The sequence below is a fragment of the Pseudoalteromonas arctica genome, assembly GCF_012927645.1.
Lineage (GTDB): Bacteria > Pseudomonadota > Gammaproteobacteria > Enterobacterales > Alteromonadaceae > Pseudoalteromonas > Pseudoalteromonas arctica_A.
The window spans coordinates 95,344-119,079 of the sequence record NZ_JABBMT010000002.1 but is presented as its reverse complement, the minus strand read 5'-3'; the positions used below and the strand labels follow the sequence as shown (position 1 = coordinate 119,079).

The window sequence follows — 23,736 nt, the reverse complement described above, 5'->3', positions numbered from 1 at the left end:
TAATTTTAGCTGATTTTATATTGAGATCATTTTTTTACTAACTTATCAGTTCCAACACTCTTTTTAATGCTTTAGCTCGGCGCCGATAAATCATATACTGATAAAATTATTTTAATTTTTTACTGCCCTGAGCAATATGTCTGCTAACTTATCTAAGAATGACCTACTCGCTATTTTTGAAGAGATCAAGCAAGAACAAGCGACTCAATTTCCTTTATCTGAACGATTTATTAAACAGTTGTTTAAGCCACATGTGCTCAGTAAAGCAAAAGAGTACGTAGCAAATGGTCAAATTAATTGGTTAGAGCATAATCATGATTTCTCTGTCATTGATGCCTCAGTGTTTGGAAATCAAGGCAGCACTTTTACTCAACATATAGAGATAAAGAAGTTAGCAAATGGTTTTGCAGTTGATCGGCATTGTTCATGCAATGCCAAAACTAACTGTCGCCACTTAGCTGCTGTTTTATTAAAGCTAAAGATTGAGCATTCTGGCGATTACGGCCAAGACTATATAATGAACGATTGGTTTGAAGAGCTTAAAAAAATTAAGCAAACTCAGTCAGACATAGCAAAAAACGTTTTACTATTTGTTTTTGATGTTGACGCGTCTAAAGTTGTGTTAACACCAAAAATAGCAGCTGCTTCTAGGGAACATAATTATACTTTAGGGCGAAACCTGACGGATCAACAGCTTAATAGTTTTGTTACTCCCACAGATCTCCTTGAAAGTGATTTTAGACTTTATAGTTGGATCCGCTCACAAAATGCGCTAGGTAGCCTAGAGCTTAAAGGTCAATGGGGGTTCGCAGCGTTGCAACAACTTATTGCAACCCAAAGGTTGTTTTTTGGTCGTACGCGAAAGTCGATCAAGCCTGGTGCGGCTGTTGATTTAAATTTTGCTTGGTCTGAACCATCAGAACTTATACAGCTGAGAGTAAGTATTCATAATAAAGATTCATGGCTGCTATTAAAAACTACACCACCCACTTACCTTGATACAGAGGCACTACGCATAGGCCGGTTACGTACACCATTGAGTGGTGAAGAAGTTGCTCATATTAGAGCGATCCCAGCCATTCATACTGCTAATTTTGACCGTGTTTATAAGCAATTAGCTGCAAATTTTGGTGATGGTGTGATACCTCATTATCAATCATCTGAACGTAAAAAAATAAAACGGGTAGCCGATATTTGTGCTGTTGTGGAGGTGAGTAATAGCAATAACCAATTGCAACTTACGCTCTCCTTTAACTATCAAGATGGTAATTACGCTCCAAATTCAGCACCAGCAAGTATTCTCAATGCATCGCTTGAAAATACCGTTATCACAGAGCTGACAAATTTAGGCTTTGAATTATGTAAAGGGGCTTTACAAAATAAGTTTATTTTTAATAAACAATCAATTATTCATCAGCATTGGTTTAAATACGAGGTTTTGCCTAAGCTTCGTCAGCGTGGTTGGCAGGTAACTGATAAAAAACTTGTGATTAAAAAATCAATCACTAATGTTAGCCTAGATACTAAACGTGGTAAAGGTCATCAAGTTATTAGTAAAATAATGATCTCAAATGCTAAAGCAGCCACAGTGTTAGCAAACGATCGCCCTGAATTTCAATCACTTAACCGGCAAAGCGAACTTTTTTATTATTATGCAAATGGTACACAGTTTGGGGTAATTACTAAACCTGCTTTTGATACGCTTACTGATTTTAAAGATCGTTTTGAGTTCATAAAAACACGCGATGAATTACTTATACCTTTATCATTTTTAGTACATTTAATGAAGATGAGCTGTTTTAAAATTAACTTAGTCGACGACAGCTTAGAGTCTTATTTAGCTGAACTAGATGCACCAACTACTGCTACTACAGTGCTACATGGTTTGAATTCGGGCGTACGACTTCGTGAGTATCAACAGCAAGGGGTTCAATGGCTACAGTTCTTAAAACGCCATCAGTTAGGCGGAATACTAGCTGACGACATGGGGTTAGGTAAAACCTTACAAGTTATTGCATTTTTAGCTAACGCACGGCAATGGGAGCAAGCAGGCCCTACGTTAATTGTCTGCCCAACGAGCTTAGTCAGTAATTGGCAAAATGAAATGACTAAATTCGCCAGTAGCATTAAAGTGACGACCCTATTTGGTAGTGCGCGGATTGAGCAATTACAACATTTAGCTCAGGCTGATTGCATTCTTACTACCTATCCATTATTCAAGCGTGATATCGCTTACTACTCGCCGTTATATTTCGAGAATATTATTCTTGATGAAGCGCAGTATATAAAGAATGACAGTGCGCAAGTATCTCGTTTAGTTAAGCGTTTAAATGCACAATTTAACTTATGTTTAAGTGGTACACCGATTGAAAATAATTTATTTGAATTGAAATCATTGTTAGATTTTGCAATGCCTTCCTTACTTGGTTCACAAGCTCATTTTAAGCAGCATTTTCAGACTCCGATTGAGCGTGACGCTGATAGCGATCGTGCAAAAGAACTTAAATCACTGATCTTGCCTTTTATTTTACGTCGTACTAAAGCTGAAGTTGCGCAAGAGCTACCACCAAAAACTGAGTTGATCAAAGAGTTTGAGTTCGAAGCACAGCAAAAAGATATTTATCAAGGCATTACGCATTCTCTCGAGGAAAAAATGGTCGATCTGTTTGCTTCCCAAGGCGCACAAAAAAGCAAATTGGCCTTTTTAGAGGCGTTATTAAAGTTACGACAAATATGTTGCCACCCGCGTTTGATTGACGAACACACCTCAGCTAGAAGTGCAAAACTTGACTGGTTGAGTAGCCATTTACCTGTGATGTTAAGTGAAGGCCGTAATATTATTATTTTTAGCCAATTTACTTCTGCATTAGATATTATTGCGCAGCAGCTAGCATCATTGGAGATCAATTACAGCCTGCTAACGGGGCAAACGCGTCATCGCGAGAAAGTGATCGAAGAATTTACCAGTGGTCAAACGTCGGTATTTTTAATTAGTTTAAAAGCTGGCGGTACTGGGCTTAATCTTACGCAGGCAGACACGGTGATCCATTTCGATCCTTGGTGGAATCCAGCAGTAGAAAAACAAGCGACAGATCGTGCTTATCGGATCGGTCAAACGAATCCTGTATTTGTTTATAAACTTATAATGGCAAATTCAATTGAGCAAAAGGTATTTAAAATGCAACAACATAAGCAAGCGCTTGTTGATGAATTATTTACTGAAAAATCAATGAGTTTTACAAAGTTTGATGAACAACAAATGCTTTCTTTGATAAAAAGTTAGCATTATTTCAAAATTAGCCTAATTTATTTTGAACTAAATTAGCGTGAGGACGTCTACTCTTTTGCTTGTTGTTGAATTGCAGTTTACACAAGCATCATTGTTGATTTCCCTATTTGGTTACTAGTTTTAGTAATTATTGAGCCAGCCCATTTTGCGCTGGCTTTTTTTATGCCTGCCATTTGGCGCACACAGTATTATTTTCAATAGTTTTAAATTATTTTTGAACTAAATTAGCGTGAGGACGTCTACTCTTTTGCTTGTTGTTGAATTGCAGTTTACACAAGCATCATTGTTGATTTCCCCTATTTGGTTACTAATTTTAGTAATTATTGAGCCAGCCCATTTTGCGCTGGCTTTTTTTATATCTCATTCTTTCACTTATCCTTTTAATAAACGATTGCTGTAATAGTACGTAATGTTTATTTTGCCTTGTTGTTTCTAAAATACTGTTATCTGGCCGCAATTGTTTGCGGATTAATATATGAATACATTGAATGTTAATTTTTTGTTTTATTTTGGTTTGGTTGTGTCTATTATGAAGAATTGATTGTAATATCAATAGTTAGACACGTACCTCATCATTCGATAAAAGGTAGTGATAATGGCTTATTTAATTAATAAACATACAAATAAATATTGTTTTTTATATGCGCATCATAGTTTTGGGCGCTTTCAATATTCTGTGGATACACTTGTAAATGATCTGAGTGTGTCGAAAATACATACCATTATTGAGTGGTTAAATGGCAAGTGGTATATCCGTGATTTAAGCTTGAACGGTACTTGGTTAAATCACAAACGTTTGGTAAAGGATGACTCTGAAGAATTAAGTATTGGCGATAAAATTTACTTTGCCGGTAATTCAGAGGTTACTTATGTGGTTAAAGATCTCAGTGCACCTGCTGACCAATTAATCAAGTTAGATGATGAGCAAAGTAAAACTGCCGAGACAATTAAGCTTAATCATTACCACCTATTGCCAGAGCAGCAACCTGATAGCGTGGTTGTTTTTGAGCAAAGTAGCGGCCAATGGTTGTTAGAATCATTACACGATGATGAGTTTACGATACGAGAAGTCTTAGAAGATCATAGTATTATTACTTTAGGTGGTGAACAATGGATGTTTATTTCTAGTCATCTGGAAGTTGCAACTCAGATGAGCTCTGTACCACAATTGTATATTAGTGATTTAGATTTTATTTTTAACCTAAGTTTGGATGAAGAAACATCAGCATTAAAAGTTCAACATCACAATAATAAAGATTTTGATTTGCATGTTCGCTGCCATCACTACTTAACCTTAAACTTAGCGCGTTATAGAGCTTTAGATGCTAAAAAAGGAGTATTACCAGCTAACCAAGGCTGGGTAAATACGGAGCAATTAGTGAAAGATTTAGGTGTCGATATGCGCTATTTAAATATACAGATACATCGTGCTCGCAAGCAGTTTTCAGAAGTTTTAACAAATGTTCATGATGCTGAAAATATCATCGAAAGACAATTGCGAAAAGTACGGTTTGCTGGTGCATCCTTTATGATTTATAAAGGATGTGAATTAGAGAGTGCCTCGGATGTCGTTAGAGCATGAAACAGTATTAAAATTTAATAAAGTCATCACTAACTATAAATTAATTAAGTTACTTAACCAAGGAGGAATGGGAAGTGTGTATCTTGCAGAGGATACACGTTTAAAGCGCTATGTTGCGATTAAATTATTAAAGCCTACAGAGCATTCAATAGAACATAGCGATCCCTTAGTTGAAGCGCAGCTGCTTGCTCGTTTAAATCATCCTAATATTGTACAAATACACGATGTACTTTTGTATGAACAGCGAATTTGTATCGTAATGGAATACTTAAAAGGCAAAACATTACAGCAGTTTCAACATCAGCACATCACCACACTCTGCGAAAAGCTTAATTTATTAGCACAACTGTGTGCCGGTTTAGCCCATGCTCATAGCCAAGATGTGATGCATTGTGATTTAAAGCCTAGCAATATTTTAATTGATAAAAATGAGTTAAAAATCACCGATTTTGGTATTGCAACATTACAAAATAAGCCGCTTTGTGAGCAACGTGATGAGTCCAGCTTTGGTAGTGCTAGTGCGATGTCGCCTGAGCAGCTTAATAAACAGCCGTTAGATTTTCGCAGTGATTTATTCTCCTTTGGTATGCTGGCCTATATGTTTATTAGTGGCCGACATCCATTCGGAGAAGGCTCAGCACAAACACTTGCTAATAATATAGCTAATGGAAAAGCTGTTGATGCACATGAAATTATTCCTAAATTACCAAATGAGTTATGTGATTTATTAAACCAACTTTTACAACGAAAAAAAGCGCTTCGCCCAGTTGATGCCAAACAAGTTGAACGCAAGCTGCGAGATGTGGTGATTGCACTTAAACAACAAGAAATCTTAGCGCAAAATACGATTCCAATTGAGCAACTCGATTTACAGAAAAAATCACCTTTGAAATCTATTTTTTTTGTGGGGTTATCTGTGATTGCTTTGGCGGCCGTTGGGTTAACTTATAAACTCAATGAATCACCAAAAGAGCACTATGTTGCATTTCTACCGCCTGTAATAAAAGCACAATCAAGGTTTAATGCAGATATTGATATGGTAAAAGCTACAATTGATGATGCTGTGAGGCAAGGGGTCATAAATAGTAAACACTTACATTTAATTTCCCGAGGTGAGGTTGAAACTATAGGCAAAGGGGGAAATGAACAACTTAATTTAACTCAGAAGCTAAATAAATTAAGCCAAGTAACAGGTATGCAAGAAGCTATAAGTGCAGAACTCAGCTGCGCGCAATTGCAGTGTTACTTAACACTTGTTCGTTTAGAGGCACCTAATTGGACAGTAAAAGCACGTAAACAATGGCCAATTATTGTAGATAACTACAGCCAGATGTATCAATCAAGTAGTCAGCAGTTGACCGCACTTTTTCCTGATTTTGATAGTAAGTATTTAACGTTGTCTGAGCTTAGTGATGCTGTACAAATTGAGCATATTGCGCTTTTCCAAAAGGTGCAGCAAGTTGAGTTGCATTCAGAGCTGTTATTCAAACGTATTGCAGAAGCTGTTGAACAAACCCCTCAGTTGTATGCTAATTATGAGTTATTGCGTGAAGTTGCATTGAGCCTGTATCAACTGTCGCAACAAAAGCGATTTTTAGATATTGCTAGTAAACTATTGTTTAATGCGCCTTCTGAGTATCAAAACACCCCCGCATTCGCTAAAAATGCCATGCTTATTGCGATAGCAAAACAAGATTGGGTAGCCGCTGAGCAGTATTTAACTAAAGCAAAGCAAGTAGGCGCCAGTACATTAATGCTTTACGAATTAAAAGGAATGTTATATTTGCATCAAGATCAACTGCTTGAGGCACAGCAAGTATTTGAACTGGCGCTAAAAATACGCCCTAATCCTATAATAAAACAAAATTTAGCCCTTGTGTTGTGGTGGCAAGGCAAAATAGCTGAGGCAAAACAATTACTCAACGAAGTGATAACGATAAGTCCAAATAACTATACAGCAAATCAACTACTCGCAGATATCGCACTCACCGAAGGTGAATTGAGCACAGCAATAGATCAATATAATCAGGCAATTGCCATTAAGCCAGAAAGCACAGACTTGAGTAATTTAAGCATTGCTTATTCATTAAAAGGCGAATTTGAGCAAGCGTTACAGGTCGCGCAGCAAGCGGTTGATGCTAACCCGGAACACGTCAGTTTTAGGCTTAATTTAGCTGATATTGAAAAAGCACTCGGGCTTAGTGAGTCTTACCCAGCTAATTACTTAAAGGTGATTGAACTGACTCAGGACCAACGCACGCTTGATAGCTATTTAGAATCCGCCCAAGCGTATAGCCAACTTGGCGAAGCAAAACTTGCATTACAGGCATTAAATAAAGCCATTAGCATTGCGTCGGATCACTACGAATATGTGTTTACTGCCGCTTTAGTTTATAGCGTAATAGGTGAGTACCAATCTGCGTTAATGTACATAGAAAAGTCACTAGAGATAGGCTATCACCCAATGTGGTTTAACCTCCCTTGGTTTAAACCTTGGTGCCAAAAAGAAGGGTTTATCAGCTTAATGCAGCAATATGACCCTTCATTTAATTGTAGTGGTGTATTGAATTAAAGCGTTGCACCTGGTCTACGGACTACAATTTTTGGGTCTTGCGACATATATATTTTACCTGAGGGTAGGTGCTTAGCTGTATATCTAAATGAGATAGGTAAATATTGAGTATGTTCACCTTCGGTGACTTCAACAACTTTATCTAAGTTGTCTTCATCTACACCATTAAATTCGTAAGTTGGTACTACTTGGCTTACGCGTAAAATCAACGTGTCATCATCAGTGATCTCGGTATAAATATTATATTGGCAATTGCTATCTGCACCACAATATTCAACGCCATTACCATAAAATTCCCAATCATTAGCCACTGACGGATCTAGGCTGATAATAAGCTCTACGTATTGTCTTTTCTCAGTGCTGGTTGGGTCGTTTTTTCCCGCATTATTAAATAAAACACTTAGTGACTCAGTTGGGTTTGTTTCGTTATTAAAAAACGTTAACCAATTTTCTTGAGTATGAGGTAAAACGGTTAATGTTTTAACGGAAAAATAGTTATCTGCTTTACATTGCACTTCAATATTTGGGGTTTTGATATCGTTCATTTTTTCAGTCCTTGTAGGTGAATTACTTAAAAACGGAATTATCAAACTGTATGAGCATGTCATAAAAACATGGCATCATGCGATTGATGTAACTAACTACCAAACCTGAATTAGGTTTATTTATACCCAGTGTAGAAGATAATATTTTATATAACTAATGCAGATGAGGGTTTTGTAATGTTCTGTAATAATTTGGGGATCATAAAAAAGTAAAAAAGCCTATCTTGGCTTTTTAAGATTAGCTATGATGGATATCTTTTGGTTAATAAAGTTTATTTATGTATATACAGTTACTTACAAACATTGATAGGGTAAGTGTTGGCGTTGGTTTTGCGATCTGCACAGTGCTTTTTAGTGTTATTAGTGCCGTTCGTCGAAAGCGACTTTTATCTGATCTTAGCGAACAACAGCAACAGATGGCTTTATTGCAAACTCAATTCAATGATAAACAACAACAATATTCTGTATTATTAGACGAACACGATTTGCTTGAGCAAAGCCACCAAGAACAACGTGACGAAACTCAACACTATAAAACCCGCTTCACTGAGCAAGAAAAACAAAGCCATCAATACAATCTTTATTGGCGCAAGGCTGAAGCTGATTTAACAACACTACGAAGTGAATACAATGCCCGTGATGTTGAGCTCAATAATATGCGCACTATGCTTGAGCAAAAGCAAAGCCATTTTGAGCAACAGTTACAACATATTAAAGAAAGCAAAGAACAACTTAAAAAAGAATTTGAAAATCTTGCTAATCAAATCCTAGAAGAAAAATCGCAAAAATTTAAAGTCCTTAATCAAGAAAGCATTGAGCAGCTATTAAAACCTGTCCAAGGTGAGCTAAAAGGCTTCAGGGATAAATTGGAATCAATTCATGTTGAAGATGTAAAACAGCGTGAAGCCCTGAAAATAGAGTTATTACATCTACAAGCGAAAAGCCAAGCAATCACCGAACAAGCTGATAAGCTCAGCAATGCGCTACAAGGGCAAAAGAAAACCCAAGGTAATTGGGGGGAATTAATGCTCGAAAATGTCCTCGACAGTGCAGGGTTGCGTGCTGGTAGTGATTATAAACGCGAGGTATCGTTTAATACCGAGGAAGGCCGCCTGCGGCCCGATGTGGTGGTGTATTTGCCTCAAGGCCGGCATTTAGTGATTGACGCTAAAACATCGCTAAACGCTTACACACGTTACGTAAATGCTGATAATGAACTGGAGGCGCAACAAGCAATTAAAGAGCATGTTGAGGCCGTAAAAGCCCGTATTAATGAACTGGCCAGTAAGTCATACGACCACCTACCCGGGCTTAACTCGCCTGAAGTGGTGATCATGTTTGTACCGATAGAGTCAGCTTTTGTTGAAGCCCTTAAATATCAAAGCGATATTTATCAACAAGCGATAGAAAAAAACATTTTGGTTGCCACCCCTACTACCCTTTTAACCAGCTTAAATATTGTTAAGCAATTATGGCGCTTTGAAGAACAAACTAAATATTCAAAAGAGCTGGCAAACCGCGCGGAACGTTTTTACAGCAAACTTAATGGCTTTTTATTAAGTATGGAAGGCGTTGGTAAACAGTTAGATAAAGCCAAAGAAAGCTACGATAAAGCGTTTTCTCAGTTATATCGTGGTAAAGGTAACCTAATTAAACAAGCTTCTGAGTTTAAAGAGCTTGGTGTCTCTGTGCAAAAAGAGTTACCCAAAGAAAGCGTTGAGCGGGCGCAATTAGAGCTGGATTAAAACTCATATGAAAAACCTGCTAAACAAAGGAATAGCTGCGATAAAGTCGACGTCGGGGCAATTAATAAATGAGCTTAACAAAGGGGTGGTTTTAGTCACTGAAAAACTTAATGGGCTGCCAATTTTTATGTCTTTGGAGCGTTTTGGTAAGCAAACCCCCACTTCTTATGATGAGAAACACTATTTTGTCATTCCTTTTGAGTTATCAGAATATAAATTTGCACTGCATACCATGCGCCTTTTTACCGAAAGGCGTCCCTGAAGTAAATAATCTACCAAAGCGGCGTATTTTTCACTTTGCTCATGAGCATGCAGAAGCGGGTCTTCGCCAATACATGCTACACAGCACCGATGAAATAATGCGTGAACAAGCAAAGGAAAAAACCAATACTTTGCAAGAGTTGGCAAATAGTATTGATGAACTAGACCGAAAGCTCACTTATGGTATGCTGTTGGTGGGTGGCCTAGCAGCTATTGTAAATCCTATAGTAGGTGCTGGTATCGCAGCTAAAGCAGTGTTACCTAGCATAACTGGCTTACTCAATAAGTATGGCTTGCGTGCTTCTGCAGATAAGCTGTCTCGGTATCAGCTTGAAAAAGAAATTAATGCAGCGCAAAAAACGATTATCGATGAATTTGAAGCAGCAAACACGGTGCAGGCCATCAACCCTATTCTACAAGAGCTCGACCTTACTCTCAGAACAACAGAGGTTGAACACGATCCGCTTTCCAGCTTTAATTTAGCGGATGCGCACTTACCCGAGTTTAAAGATGATAAGTGGCGTGAGCTAACGGAAGTAGCTATTTGCCACGTTTATAAAGAGATTTACGATGACCCCTCACTCCATAAGCAAGCTAATTTAGAAGCAAAAGATTTAAGATGGCTAAAATTAATGTTTGCTGCAAATAAAGTGAGCTAACGCAAAGCTAAACATAGGAATTTATATTTACGATGATGCAGAGGTGCTGGACTTTGCTAGCCCTTTTGAAGTGTTTAGTGTAAACCCCCATTACAGTTTTGTTTGAGTTGATGCGATATATGATCGCGCAGCGCTTGTTGCCCTCCCCCATGAAATGAGAGAAAACTACAGCCAGCACCTTATTGAAATAACAGGCAATGCGCCGCAACTTCTGGCGGTATTTGAGTGAAATGGCAGGCTCTCCTTTTAGTGTCGTAGCGAGCGAAATACAAGCACTTTATGCAGCGCATTATAAAGTTAACTTATTGTGTGAAGAGCCTGTTGAAGGTGGTTTAAAAAGGCAAGTGAGTGCTAATAATGTAATTTGGTACTTAAATTAAAGTTTGCAGTGAAGGTTGCGCTGTGAAAAAGCTGAAAAGCACTTTGTGCAGCTCAACCTACAATTTATTTACGAGGAACTTTTAACTTATCGCTTTTGAGCTTAATCTTATCTATATTGCGATAAAGGTTCAGATCTTAAACGTATTTTTTGCTAAAGTGATATAACTCACATAAATAACTACAATAAGCGCTATGCGCATTTAGGATCTCCATATGAAATTACTTAAATCTTCGGCTTTAGTACTGTCGGTACTGGCCGGGCTTTCGTTATCAGGCTGCTCTGTAACGCAAAATACCACAGGGAATACTACGGTGAGCCAAGTTAGTAATCCGCTTACCCTTGAACAAATCTATAAAGATAAATATTTCAAAGCGCAGCGTAGCACTTACTTTAAATGGCTAGATGATGGTACTGGCTACACAGTGCTTGAAGCGCGTGAGAGCGAACAAGATAAAAAAGACGACGCTGATAATGCTAAAGCTGATGACGACAAAGAGCACGGCGTAAAAGGTAACGACATTGTATTTTACAACGCTGACGGTACAGGTCGCAAAGTTTTAGTTGAGTTTGAAAAGCTACTGCCAGAGGGCGCAGATGAGCCATTTGCAATCGAAAGCTACCAATGGTCAAAAGACGGTAAATGGCTTATGGTATTTACCAATAGCGAGCAAGTTTGGCGCTCACGCAGCCGTGGGGATTTTTGGTTACTCAATCTTGAAACCAATCAATTACAGCAATTAGGTGGCGCAGACGTTGAACCTACCAAATTAATGTTTGCTAAGTTCTCACCAGATAGCTCAAAAGTGGCTTACGTGCGCGATAACAACATTTATATGCAAGCGGTTGGTAGTAACGATGTAACAGCGCTTACAACCGATGGCAGCGCCACTATTGTTAACGGCAACTTTGATTGGGTGTACGAAGAAGAGTTCACCATTGCTGATGGCTTTCGTTGGAGCCCAGATAACAAATCAATCGCCTATTGGCAGCTTGATACCAGTGATGTTAAATTTTTCACTATGATCAACAACACCGATGAGCTCTATCCTACTCTCAAAGAATTCCCTTACCCTAAAGCCGGTGAAACTAACTCAGCCGTACGTGTTGGTGTGGTGAGTATTGCAGATAAACAAACCCGCTGGGCAAAACTTGGAGGCGATAATCGCGATCGCTACATTCCGCGTATTAGCTGGGCAGGCACTGGGAATGAGTTAATGATCCAAGATTTAAACCGCCCGCAAAGCCACAATAAAGTGTGGTTATTTGATTGGCAAAAGCAGCAACTGACTAAAATTTTAGAAGATAAAGACGATGCGTTTATCGAATGGTTTTATAAAGCCAATTGGTCAAAAGACGGCGAGTTTTTTATTTGGCACAGCGAACGTGACGGCTGGCGTCATCTTTACCGTGTATCGCGCGATGGCAAAACCATTATTGACCTAACGCCTGGCGATTACGATATTGTTGATATGCTCACGATCAATGAAGACAAAAACGTCATGTATTTTATTGCTTCACCAAACGATCCAGGTCAGCGCTATTTATATAGCACGCCACTTGATGGCAGTAGCAAACCTGTGCGTGTAACCCCTGCTGAGTTTGAAGGCTCAAACAGCTATTACATGTCTAAAGATGCCTCATGGGCAATGCACAGCTATTCTAAATTTGGCACACCGCCCACAAAGCAAATCATTAACGTGAACGATCACACTAATGTAAAAACCTTAGTTGAAAATAAAGAGCTAAAAGAAAAACTGGCTGAGCAAAGCTTACCAAGCCACGAATTTTTCAAAGTGAATGCGCAGGATGGCACCGAGCTTGACGGCTACATTATGTTCCCAGAGAACATGGATAAAAGTAAAAAATACCCAATTGTGTTTTACGTATACGGTGAACCGTGGGGCTCAACAGTACAAGACCGCTACGAGGGCAATAGCTACTTGTACAAATCACTGTTAACCCAAAAAGGCTTTATTGTCGCATCGGTTGATAACCGAGGTACTCGTGCGCCAAAAGGCCGTGATTGGCGCAAATCGATTTATAAAAAAATCGGCTCTGTCACCGTGCAAGATCAAGTTGATGCGCTAGATGCTATGGCAAAACGTTGGGATGTAATAGACACCGACCGCGTTGGCGTGTGGGGCCACTCAGGTGGCGGTAGTTCAACCCTTAATTTACTGTTCCGCCACGGTGATAAGTTCAAAGTGGGTATTGCCTCAGCGCCCGTGCCAGATATACGTTTATACGACACTATTTACCAAGAGCGTTATGCGGGTAACCCAAATACTGACCCTGAGAGCTACGATAACACCTCGCCTATTACGTTTGCTAAAAACCTAACCGGTAAGCTATTGCTGATTCACGGCACTGGGGATGATAACGTGCACTATCAAGGCTCAGAGCGTTTAATTGACGAACTCGTTAAGCACAATAAACAGTTTGAGTTTTTCTCATACCCAAACCGCTCACACAGCCTACGTGAAGGTAAAGGCACTACCTTGCACTATCATACTATGATGGCTGAGTTTTTTGAAAAGAACTTATTAAATCAATAACTCAGAAAGTTAGTTTAGAGACTAAAAAGCCACATACTAATTATTAGTGTGTGGCTTTACTAAACGGACATGTAAGGTGAAACTGGGATGAGACAAATAAAAAAGCCAGCATAACTATGCTGGCTCTATTATTTTTTGCTGGGGTTGATCTTAATTACTCGAACCACCACCGATACAGTTAATTTTTCTATTCATTATTACTCCCCCTTTCATGTTTTATTAATCTATTGATACCTATATTAGTGTGACTTTTCTTTAAATGCTAGCTAGTTTTTCTTGACCACCAAAATATGACAGATTGATATGGAAATATTCCATTCGCATGATCCCAGTGGTAAGTACCTGAATCTGGATCATTTGAAATGACTTCTAAGGGCTGTGAATTATTAACTTTTGCATCAATACCTAAGTTATCAATAGCACTTGTAACTCTTAGAGTCATACCATCAGAAGGTATTAATGATGCCCATAACTCAGAGTCTGTATCTCTTTTAACTAGCTGACCCTGCATATTTACTCTAATTCGGTCTCCAATCCGTGATCATTTAAAGTTTTCCTCATTGTCTTCCCTAGGAGTGTTTTGAATTACTTTATTTTATGGGGTAGTGTGGATTAGGGCAAATTTTAAATCTCATAATTATTGTTTAATCATCTAGTTTTTTTACTGATTCCATAGTCCAATTATTAAAAGACCAAAAGCCATTACTATCTTGAAATTGGCCCATGAGCTGTTTGCCAGCATACACATCGAGTGATCTATTACTCATGATCCGCAACCATGTTCTGGATTTGCGTTATTAATTTACTTTTAGCCTTTTCATCGTGTTGAGGTACAACTACGTCTATTTTTACTTCTAAACCTAAAGCTTTCATTAAATCGAACGCGCGGCCAATTGATAACGATTCCTATAAATTGAATCAATTATCTAATTAAAAACACCTATAACCTGAGGTTATAAATAGGCTACTTTTTGTCAATTGTCTTATTAGATCTTATTGTGCACTGTGTGAAATGCAATCAACTTACAAACTATAACCATTAAAAACATAAGTAGTTAGGGGAATCACATGTATGCATCTCATCAAGAAAAATATCAGTTAAATAAAATTAGTTTATGTTTATTATCTGCATTAGGCGTCATGTCTTTACCTGCAGTTGCTGAGCAAAGTAATCAGGTGAATGTGAAAGAAACTGAGGTTTCAAACCAACATACTAAAGTAGATGAAGATGTTGAAGTAATTAGTGTGGTAGGTTCTATGATTAAGGGAGCTGATATCGGAGGGGCATTACCCGTTTCTATTATTGACTCTAAAGATATTGATGCAATTGGTGCAACTTCAGGGAGTGAATTATTTGCATCGATCCCTAGTAACGGCACAGTTAGCTTTAATGGTAATGATGTTGTTAGTGGTGTTTACGCCTCTCGTGGTGATGTTGCATCAATAAATTTACGCAGTATAGGTACGGGAAATACCTTGGTACTTTTAAATGGTCGGCGTTTAGTACAGCATCCAGGTTCTCAAACAGAAAACTCAGTGCCTGTAACAACTGTTAACGTAAACTCTATTCCTGTAATGGGGATTGATGCTGTTGAGGTGTTGCATGATGGTGCCGCTGCTATTTACGGCTCTGATGCTGTTGCTGGTGTTGTAAATACACAAATGCGCGAAGATTTCAGTGGCTTTCAATTTGATATGCAGTATGGCCAAGCTGAAAATACAGAACGCGAAAAACTTAATTTAAATGGGCTAGCTGGTTGGGACTTAAATGATGGAATGACCAATGTAACGGCTTCTGTCAATTATTACTACGGCTCAGAAGTGATGGCGTCAGAGACTAAATACTCAGCTAATTCTGATCTGCGCCCTTTTCTTGATGGGACTCGTTGGGAAGGCGATTCTAATTTTCGTAATTCATCAACAACAACTCCTTGGGGCCGTTTTGACGCGAGTCAATCTGTAGATGGTTTAACTAGCTCGGCTGGGCGTTTTCATATTGAAGGATCAGATGCAAGCGACGCTGATCAGCAGTGTGTATTGGCCGATGGTTTATGTGTTGATAGTGGTGCGATCAATAGCGGCACGCAATCATACAACACTAACGCAAGCCGCACTTTGATCCCTGAAACCGAACGACTTAACTCATTTGTATTTATTAATCACGATTTAGGAAATGATACTGAGCTATACAGCGAGCTTGGTTATTATAGAGCAGAATCAAACTCTCAACGTGGTGAGACTGCAACACTAACCTCAGCCCCAGTTACAATTTCAAGTTCTGCGTATTGGAATCCATTAGGTTCAGGAGTTAATCAACTAAGCGGTTACGATATTCCAAGTGAAGGTCTTGACGTTATTATCGATGCCTATCGCGTTGTTGACGCTGGAGTGCGAAAAATTAATGTAGAAAATACTTCATATCGCTTTTTAGGAGGTGCACGCGGTGATATTGATAATTGGAGTTGGGATAGTGCCGCTTTGTATTCTGCAGCTAAAACAGTTGATAATACAGGTAATCGTATTAGTTTGAGTTTGTTTCAAGAGAGCGTAAATAAGCAAGATAGCTCAGCGTATAACCCATTTTGTAATGCACAGTGTAACTCACAAGAAACAATTAATAGCTTTTTAGTTGATACCTCACGTACTGGTGAAACTGAGTTAGGGCTTGTTGATTTTAAAATATCAACGCCTTCTTTATTTTCTTTACCTGCTGGAAATGTTGGTGTGGCATTAGGGGCAGAATGGCGTTATGAAAGTTTTGAAAACAAGTACGACGATCGATTGAATGGAACGACAACGTACACAGATAGTGTTACTGGTGAAAACTATGCATCAGACATCATGGGTTCAAGTGGTCAACCTAATTCAGATGGTTCGCGTAATGTTGCTTCGGCATTTGTCGAATTTGCGGGAGCGTTGATCAGTCCTGAAATGGACATTCCACTTGTTGAGCGATTAGATTTTCAAATTGCAGGTCGTTTTGAGCAATATAATGATGTAGGCAGTGTTTTTAAACCTAAAGCCGTTTTAAGTTGGTACCCAGTTAACAGCTTACATTTTAGAGCATCATACTCGGAAGGCTTTCGTGCTCCCAACTTAGAGCAACTCCACACTGCAAGCACTACTCGAGTAAATTATCCAACAGATTATTATCGTTGCCAAGCACAAATTAATAAAGGTGAGTTAAGTAGTTTAAGTGAATGTAGCAGCAGCGATAGCGTCTCTAATATTCGCTATGGTAACCCTGACTTGAAACCTGAAAATGACTATAACTATGGTTTAGGTCTGGTTTATTCGCCAGAACTGATTGATAACCTGACCTTTACTGCTGATTATTGGCGTATAGAACAAGAAGATTTGATTGGTATTCGCTCATATCAAAATATTACAGATCTTGATTATTACTATCGCTTAAATGGAGGTAGTAACGAAAACGTGATCAGAGCGGCCGCAACGGCTGATGATGTGGCATTTTTTAGTGGTTCAGGGCTTGATGCTGTAGGTGATATAACCGAAGTGATAGGTTTATTTGAGAATCTAGATTCGCGTGTCACAGAAGGGCTTGATTTAAGTATTAACTACAGAATTAATGATACGCAATTTGGTGATTTTGACTTTAAATTGAACACTGCGAAATTGCTTAAAGCGTACCAAAGCCTAGATGAAGAGTCAGCCCAACTAGCTGAGCTAGGGTTTGCACTAGAGGATGTGGGCGATTTGATGCAAATGGATGGCAGACCCGAGTGGCAAGCAACAGGAACCCTTTCTTGGAGCTACGAGAACTGGGGAGCTGGGCTATACGGTAAATATGTGGGAGACTTTTATGATACTAGTGCAATACATAATGAGACTGGTGAATTTTGGCACGTAAACAGTTGGACTACATTTAACCTTTATGGTCAATATACTTATGATTCAGGTTCTTTAGAGGGAACTCGGGTGCGTCTTGGTATGCGTAATATCTTTGATAAAGAGCCTCCACTCGCTGATGAAACATATGGCTACAATGCGAGCTTACATGATGCTGAAGGGCGTTATGTATATGTTAGTTTAAGTATGAGCTTTGATTAAATAATCATTAGCAAATTTTAATATGAGCAATGTCAGTTGCTCTTATTGTTCTATACAAAGAATAGGATTGAGTAATGCCAATTACTAAATTAACAGCACTTGTAGCTGTTGTGACAGCAGCCCTTATTGGTTGTAGTCGTGAAAGCACATCAATAGATTTAATTATAACCGGTAACACGATTTATCAAGGGGCAAATAGAGAGCCAATTAAGGGGGCGATTGGTGTTGATAAAGGTAAAATTATATTTATTAGTGAGCAAACACCAGTAAATGTACGAGCAAAAAAAGTAATTGATGCTCAGGATCATATAGTTGCACCTGGATTTATTGATCCTCATACACATGCTTGCAGTGATTTTTCAGATAATAACGTACCTAATTTAAATGCAAATTACATAACACAAGGTGTGAGCAGTGTTTTTTGTAATGTAGATGGTGGTGGTGATATTGACGTAGCGAATACTTTTGGGCAATACGAAGAGCAAGGTATAGGAACCAATGTGGGATTATACATTGGCCATGGCTCAGTACGTACTGCAGTGATGGGGCGTACAAATCGCGCACCAACGTCCGCAGAGCTTGCACAAATGAAAGGCCTGGTTGAGCAAGCAATGCAAGCAGGTGCACTTGGTTTGTCTACTGGACTTTATTATGTACCGGGTAATTACGCAACAACGAATGAAGTGATTGAGCTTGCAAAAGTTGCAGCCCGTTATGGAGGTGTTTATGACAGCCACATTCGTGACGAAAGTTCTTATAGTGTTGGTTTAGTTGGGGCAATTAAAGAAGTGATCACTATCGGTGAGCAAGCAAAACTTCCTGTGCATATTGCACATATTAAAGCCCTTGGTGTTGATGTGTGGGGAGAAAGTACGCAAGTTATTAATTTAATTGATCAGGCTCGTGAAAACGGTATTGATGTTACCGCTGATCAATACCCTTGGCGTGCATCGGGTACGAGTATTGCGGGCAGTTTAATGCCGCGCGAAACGTTAGCGGGAACAAAAGCTGAGTATATTGCGCGGATACAAGACGAGGCCCAATGGCCGTTACTCAAAGCTGCAATGCAAGAGAACTTACGTCGTCGAGGTGGTGCTGATTCATTGTTGATAAGTGACCCTGCCCGTTCAGAGTTACGCGGTAAAACATTACTCGAAATAGCCTCTATGTGGGGTGTATCACCTATTGATGCTGCGCGTAAAATTGTTATTTCAGGAAATGCACGCGTTGCTAGTTTTAATATGTCAGAGCAAGATATACAGGCTTATATGTTACAGCCTTGGGTGATGACATCTTCTGATGGAAGTCCTGGCCATCCACGAAAATATGCATCATTTCCGAAGAAATATCATGAGTTCGTAAAGCAAAATAAATGGCTAACAACAGGACAGTTTATTGATCAAAGTAGCACTTTAACCGCAAAAACCTTTGGTTTAACTGATCGAGGTGAACTCAACGTTGACTATGTTGCCGATATTGTTATTTTTGATGAGAACAAATTTACACCGAAAGCAGATTACATTCATCCAGAAGAGCTAAGCGAAGGTGTACGTTGGATGGTTGTTAACGGTGAACTGGTTATTTCCGATGGTAAGTTGACTAATATTCTTGCGGGTCAAGTGATCCGTCATTCTCAAGCAAAGGCAAGTAAGTAATGAAAACCCTTTTTTTATTTTTTAAACTCAGTTTTTTCTGTGTTGTCTCATTGTTTAGTATTGCAATATGTGCAGCGCCTCAAGTAGATACTATTTTTGATTCATCAGTAACATTTGATCCAACAATCACTGAGCCTGAAAGTTTCTTAGGTCATCGCCTTGGTGACCAAATGGCACGTAATGACCGTATGATTGCGTATTTTCAAGAGCTCGCAGCTCAGTCAGAGCGCGTAAAATATGAAGTGATAGCTTATAGTAATGAACGTCGCCCTATTGTTACTCTTACTATAACATCAGTCGATAACCATAAAAACTTAGCCCAGTTACAAGCGCAACACATGAGCTTACAACAAGGTGCAACTCCCGAACTTATTGATATGCCAGTGGTTAGCTGGATCAACTTTGGTGTTCATGGTGGTGAAGTGAGTTCAAATGATTCTGCATTGCCGATTGCTTATCACTTAGCTGCTGCACAAGGCAAAGAAATTGATAAACTATTAGATAATAGTGTAATTTTACTTACTGCGAGTATGAATCCAGACGGTAATAGCCGTGAGTCAGCATGGAATCTTAAATATTCTTCACAAGTCAGTGTGAGCGACCCTAATCATGCACTGCATGGATCGCCATGGCCTTCAGGAAGAACAAATCATTATTGGTTTGATTTAAACCGCCAGTGGATGTTGCAACAACAACCAGAGCCTGTTGGTTGGGTAAATAAGTTTCATCAGTGGCGACCAAACATAGTGGCTGATTTTCATGAAATGCGCTCATATAAATCATTTTATTTCCATCCAGGTGCCCCAGACCGTGTTCACCCGATTATAAATAAACAGGCAATGACACTGTTGAGTGACGTTGTACAAGGCCCTCGAGACTTTTTGGATAGTGAAGCGCGTGCGTATTTTAACGAAGAAGCCTACGATAATTTTTATTTGGGTAAAGGCGCAACGTATCCGCATTTATATGGCAGTTTAGGTATCTTGTTTGAGCAAGCAAGTTCGGCTGGTTTGCTCTCTACACCGCGTGGAATTTTATCGTTCCGTGATAATATTCGTACTTATTATCATGTGGGATTAGCGTTATTAAATAATGCTGTCGATAAAAAAACTGAGTTACTTAGCTTTCAACAGCAGTTTTTTTCTCAGGCTAAAGAACAAGCAAAGGGTGATAAAGTAAAAGCGTATGTTTTTACTGCCCCTGAAGATCCTGCACGGCTGTTTCACTTTTTACAATTACTTGAACGAAATAAAATTACTGTTAAGCCATTGCAAAAAGACTTAAAAACCAACGGTACACAATTTTTTGCTAATAAAGCATATATCGTAGAAACAGCGCAAGCTAGTTATCCTATGGTAAAAGGGTTATTTTCAAAAGTAACTGAATTCGAGAATAATACCTTTTATGATGTGTCTGGTTGGACTATGCCACTTGCTTTTGGTTTACAGTATGAGCCACTTACTCGCCGTAATTATAAAGTCGGCGACCCTATTAAAGTTACTTTTCCTCGTCAATCCGATGTCCCTATGGCTAAAGTGGCTTATGCGTTTGAATGGAGCAATTATTATGCTCCAAAAGTGTTATATAAATTATTATCACAAGGTTATCGTCCTCGCATAGCAAATAATGAATTTCAGGCAAATACAGATAAAGGCCTGCATACTTTTCAACGGGGCAGTGTTGTGGTGTCAACTGGTTGGCAAGGGGGTAGCAATAATACTGAGCTACATCAATTAATGAATGATGCAGCAACAAAAGAGGGGATCCCTGTATTTACCTTAAACAGTGCTAATACACAAAGTACTGGCATGGACTTGGGCAGCAATAACATTGAACCTGTTAGTTTACCTAAAGTATTATTAGTTGTAGGTTCTGGCATGTCTCAGTACCAAGCAGGTGAAGTATGGCACTTGCTTGATCAGCGTATGAGCATGCCGGTTGTATTACTTGAAAAGTGGCGTTTAAACAGTGTTAAATTATCTGATTACACACACTTAGTAATGGCTGATGGTACGTATTCAGACATGACCGCTGAGCTTACAGATAAAGTAACAACATGGGTTAAATCGGGTGGTACATTTGTAGGGATAGGTGATGGTGCTAAATGGGCGGGAGAAACATTACTCGACCTGAATACGGTGAGCATGAAACCAGGTAACGGTAGTGCTCAACCACGGATTAACTACTCATCTAAAGCACATTTAGAAGCGCAAGATATAGTGGGTGGAGCGATAATGGCCGGTGATCTCGATATAACTCACCCATTAGGTTATGGTTATAGTCGTCGAGAAATTGCCAGTCATCGTAGTGGTTTACTTGCCTTTGAACCACCAAAAAATCCTTATGCAACTATAGTTAAAATTGCTAAACAGCCTTTATTAACAGGTTTCACTTCAGCTGAAAATCAACAGCAGCTTGCAGGTAACGCAATGCTCGTTGGGCAGCGATTAGGGCAAGGAAGTGTCATAGTGTTTACTGATGATCCTAATTTTAGAGGGTATTTTTACGGTACAGAAAAGCTGTTTATGAATAGTTTGTTCTTCTCAAAATTATTTTCTAACCCGCGCCCGTTAGCGGCAGAATAAAAATAAATGCCTCATTAATATATTTCATTAGTGGGGCTTTTTTGTGTTGTAGCAGGTAACCCCTGACCTTCTCTATAGCAACTGTAAATTAAAAAAGATTACACACTATGATAATTAATAAAAATGTCTTGGCGTTTGGTATCTTACTTTGCGGCTTATGTATGGCTTTGTATGTCAATTTTTTTACGCAACAAACATGGTTAGAACAATCTTATTTATACGATACTTATAGCACTGAATCAGGTCAAAGTGCTTATATCTATAAAGGGAAAGAGATAGTAATAAAAAATGTAGTTCCATATGCTGAATCTCCAATAAATCAGGCTTCATTATCAAAAAATCAAAGTACGCCACGTTTATCTGAGCAGTGGGTTAAAAAAAATGATGGACAACTTTTATTGCTTAAACCGGCTTTTCATTATGGTTTTTGGTCGTTGCTACCCGCATTAATTACTATTATTTTATGTTTGTTAACCAAAGAGCCTCTGACTGCTTTATTTAGCGGGATTGTTGTTGGTGCGTTTATGTTAGGTGAATATGACCTTACCGATAAAGTGTTGATCCCAAACCTTGCCAGTGAAGGAACTGCAGCTTTATTGTTACTTTATTTGTGGTTATTAGGCGGGCTACTTGGTATTTGGTCTAAAACTGGAGCGGCGCAAGCCTTTGCAAATTTTATGACCCGATATTTTGTCAAAGGGCAACGTTCTGCAAAGTTTATATCATGGTTTTTAGGCGTATTGTTTTTTCAAGGTGGCACTATGAGCACAACGCTTGTAGGTACTACTGTGCGCCCATTGGCAGATAAAGCAAAAGTTAGTCATGAAGAAATGAGCTATATTGTTGATTCTACAGCCTCCCCTATTGCATCCATTTTAGCATTTAATGCTTGGCCTGCTTACGTTCAGGCGCTTATCTTTGTTCCTGGTGTGTCGTTTTTAGCAACAGAATCAGATCGAATTAAATTTTTTTTTAGCAGTATCCCGTTAAGTTTTTACAGTATTTTAGCCGTACTTGGAACTTTATTGTTGAGTCTAAATATAACTCGTTTTTCAGGTAAACGAATTCGTCAAGCGCATCTGCGAGCACAAGAAACCGGTCAATTAGATGCCCAAGAAGCCAAACCATTAAGTGCAAAAGAACTACGCGGTACAAATATCCCCGACGGTTATAAACCCCATGTTTTAGAATTTATACTTCCGTTATTGACTTTGATCACAATAGCAGTGATGACATTTTTTTATTCAGGTACTCCAGAGGTTAACTGGGCATTTGGTGTGGCTTTATTAATGTCGGCGTTGATAGCTTTAGCTAAAGGAATGTCCCTTGATAACTTAATAGAGGGGCTGGGAACTGGCTTAAAAGGGGTTGTGGTTGCATCAGTTATTTTAATGTTAGCAGTCATTATTGGCAGTATTAGCAAGCAAATAGGTGGCGGTTTATATTTAGTTTCATTGTTAGGTGAACAATTACCATTTTGGTTATTACCTGTTATTTTGCAACTTATTACCATCATTATTGCATTTTCAACTGGGACAAGTTGGGGGACTTACGCTATTGCATTCCCACTGGCAATGCCGCTGGCATGGGCTATGTGCCAATCGCAAGAGCTAGCTAATCCCGAGTTATTTATGATGGTGTGCTTTGCGGCAGTGCTCAATGGCAGCGTATATGGAGATCAATGCTCGCCTATTTCAGACACTACAATCCTAAGTGCAATGACAACTGGCTGTGATTTAATGGATCATGTTAAGTCTCAGCTTGTACCTGCATCTTTGGCAGCAGGTGTTGCAGCCGTTATGTGGACTGCACTTGTTTATTTTGTTGCCTAAATT

The 23,736-nt window shown here is 38.9% G+C and carries 16 protein-coding genes; 13 read left to right on the top strand and 3 right to left on the bottom strand.

Annotation, left to right across the window (positions count from 1 at the left end; all coding sequences use genetic code 11):
• The first annotated feature begins 136 nt into the window (after window positions 1-136).
• From HHO47_RS02070 to HHO47_RS02060, 3 genes are all read left to right on the top strand, one after another.
• On the top strand, window positions 137-3,283 hold the full coding sequence (locus HHO47_RS02070) for a DEAD/DEAH box helicase (RefSeq protein WP_169018419.1): 3,147 nt from the start codon (window positions 137-139) through the stop codon (window positions 3,281-3,283).
• A 601-nt stretch (window positions 3,284-3,884) separates the two neighbouring features.
• Window positions 3,885-4,871 (top strand): FHA domain-containing protein, encoded by a 987-nt coding sequence (locus HHO47_RS02065; RefSeq protein WP_169018417.1) that lies wholly within the window; start codon window positions 3,885-3,887, stop codon window positions 4,869-4,871.
• Complete coding sequence (locus tag HHO47_RS02060) at window positions 4,855-7,443, top strand: serine/threonine-protein kinase (RefSeq protein WP_169018415.1); 2,589 nt, start codon at window positions 4,855-4,857, stop codon at window positions 7,441-7,443. The genes HHO47_RS02065 and HHO47_RS02060 overlap by 17 nt, the downstream gene beginning before the upstream one ends.
• Here HHO47_RS02060 and HHO47_RS02055 read toward each other — a convergent pair.
• Entirely contained in the window at window positions 7,440-7,988 is a 549-nt protein-coding gene (locus HHO47_RS02055) for a hypothetical protein (RefSeq protein ID WP_169018413.1), read from the bottom strand. The genes HHO47_RS02060 and HHO47_RS02055 overlap by 4 nt on opposite strands.
• A 278-nt stretch (window positions 7,989-8,266) precedes the next feature.
• On the opposite strand from HHO47_RS02055, the gene rmuC reads away from it, so the two are divergent.
• From rmuC to HHO47_RS02030, 6 genes are all read left to right on the top strand, one after another.
• Window positions 8,267-9,733 (top strand): DNA recombination protein RmuC, encoded by a 1,467-nt coding sequence (gene rmuC / locus HHO47_RS02050; protein ID WP_169018411.1) that lies wholly within the window; start codon window positions 8,267-8,269, stop codon window positions 9,731-9,733.
• 7 nt (window positions 9,734-9,740) lie between these two features.
• Window positions 9,741-9,995, top strand: coding sequence for a hypothetical protein (locus HHO47_RS02045; protein ID WP_169018409.1), 255 nt, complete (start codon window positions 9,741-9,743; stop codon window positions 9,993-9,995).
• Window positions 9,952-10,653 carry a DUF1269 domain-containing protein gene (locus HHO47_RS19165; RefSeq protein WP_211183577.1) on the top strand — a complete coding sequence of 234 codons (702 nt, stop codon included), beginning with the start codon at window positions 9,952-9,954 and terminating at the stop codon, window positions 10,651-10,653. The genes HHO47_RS02045 and HHO47_RS19165 overlap by 44 nt, the downstream gene beginning before the upstream one ends.
• Before the next feature lie 154 nt (window positions 10,654-10,807).
• On the top strand, window positions 10,808-10,882 hold the full coding sequence (locus HHO47_RS19705) for a hypothetical protein (protein WP_432651926.1): 75 nt from the start codon (window positions 10,808-10,810) through the stop codon (window positions 10,880-10,882).
• Window positions 10,851-11,033 carry a hypothetical protein gene (locus tag HHO47_RS02035; RefSeq protein ID WP_211183576.1) on the top strand — a complete coding sequence of 61 codons (183 nt, stop codon included), beginning with the start codon at window positions 10,851-10,853 and terminating at the stop codon, window positions 11,031-11,033. Before HHO47_RS19705 ends, HHO47_RS02035 begins: the two co-directional genes overlap by 32 nt.
• Window positions 11,034-11,247: 214 nt before the next feature.
• Window positions 11,248-13,590 (top strand): S9 family peptidase, encoded by a 2,343-nt coding sequence (locus tag HHO47_RS02030; RefSeq protein WP_169018407.1) that lies wholly within the window; start codon window positions 11,248-11,250, stop codon window positions 13,588-13,590.
• A 262-nt stretch (window positions 13,591-13,852) separates the two neighbouring features.
• Here HHO47_RS02030 and HHO47_RS02025 read toward each other — a convergent pair whose 3' ends face one another.
• Both HHO47_RS02025 and HHO47_RS19525 read right to left on the bottom strand, forming a co-directional pair.
• Complete coding sequence (locus HHO47_RS02025) at window positions 13,853-14,101, bottom strand: hypothetical protein (protein WP_169018405.1); 249 nt, start codon at window positions 14,099-14,101, stop codon at window positions 13,853-13,855.
• Window positions 14,102-14,234: 133 nt separating this feature from the next.
• Complete coding sequence (locus HHO47_RS19525; RefSeq protein WP_282435196.1) at window positions 14,235-14,357, bottom strand: hypothetical protein; 123 nt, start codon at window positions 14,355-14,357, stop codon at window positions 14,235-14,237.
• Window positions 14,358-14,658: 301 nt separating this feature from the next.
• On the opposite strand from HHO47_RS19525, the gene HHO47_RS02020 reads away from it, so the two are divergent.
• The 4 genes from HHO47_RS02020 to HHO47_RS02005 all read left to right on the top strand — a co-directional run bounded on the left by HHO47_RS02020 (window position 14,659) and on the right by HHO47_RS02005 (window position 23,733).
• Window positions 14,659-17,661 (top strand): TonB-dependent receptor domain-containing protein, encoded by a 3,003-nt coding sequence (locus HHO47_RS02020; RefSeq protein WP_169018403.1) that lies wholly within the window; start codon window positions 14,659-14,661, stop codon window positions 17,659-17,661.
• 74 nt (window positions 17,662-17,735) lie between these two features.
• Window positions 17,736-19,316: an N-acyl-D-amino-acid deacylase family protein gene (locus HHO47_RS02015; protein WP_169018401.1), complete on the top strand. Its 1,581-nt coding sequence runs from the start codon at window positions 17,736-17,738 to the stop codon at window positions 19,314-19,316.
• Window positions 19,316-21,901 (top strand): M14 family zinc carboxypeptidase, encoded by a 2,586-nt coding sequence (locus HHO47_RS02010; RefSeq protein WP_169018399.1) that lies wholly within the window; start codon window positions 19,316-19,318, stop codon window positions 21,899-21,901. Before HHO47_RS02015 ends, HHO47_RS02010 begins: the two co-directional genes overlap by 1 nt.
• A gap of 107 nt (window positions 21,902-22,008) precedes the next feature.
• A complete protein-coding gene (locus HHO47_RS02005) occupies window positions 22,009-23,733 on the top strand; it encodes a Na+/H+ antiporter NhaC family protein (protein ID WP_169018397.1) in 1,725 nt (574 codons plus the stop codon).
• Window positions 23,734-23,736 lie beyond the last annotated feature (3 nt).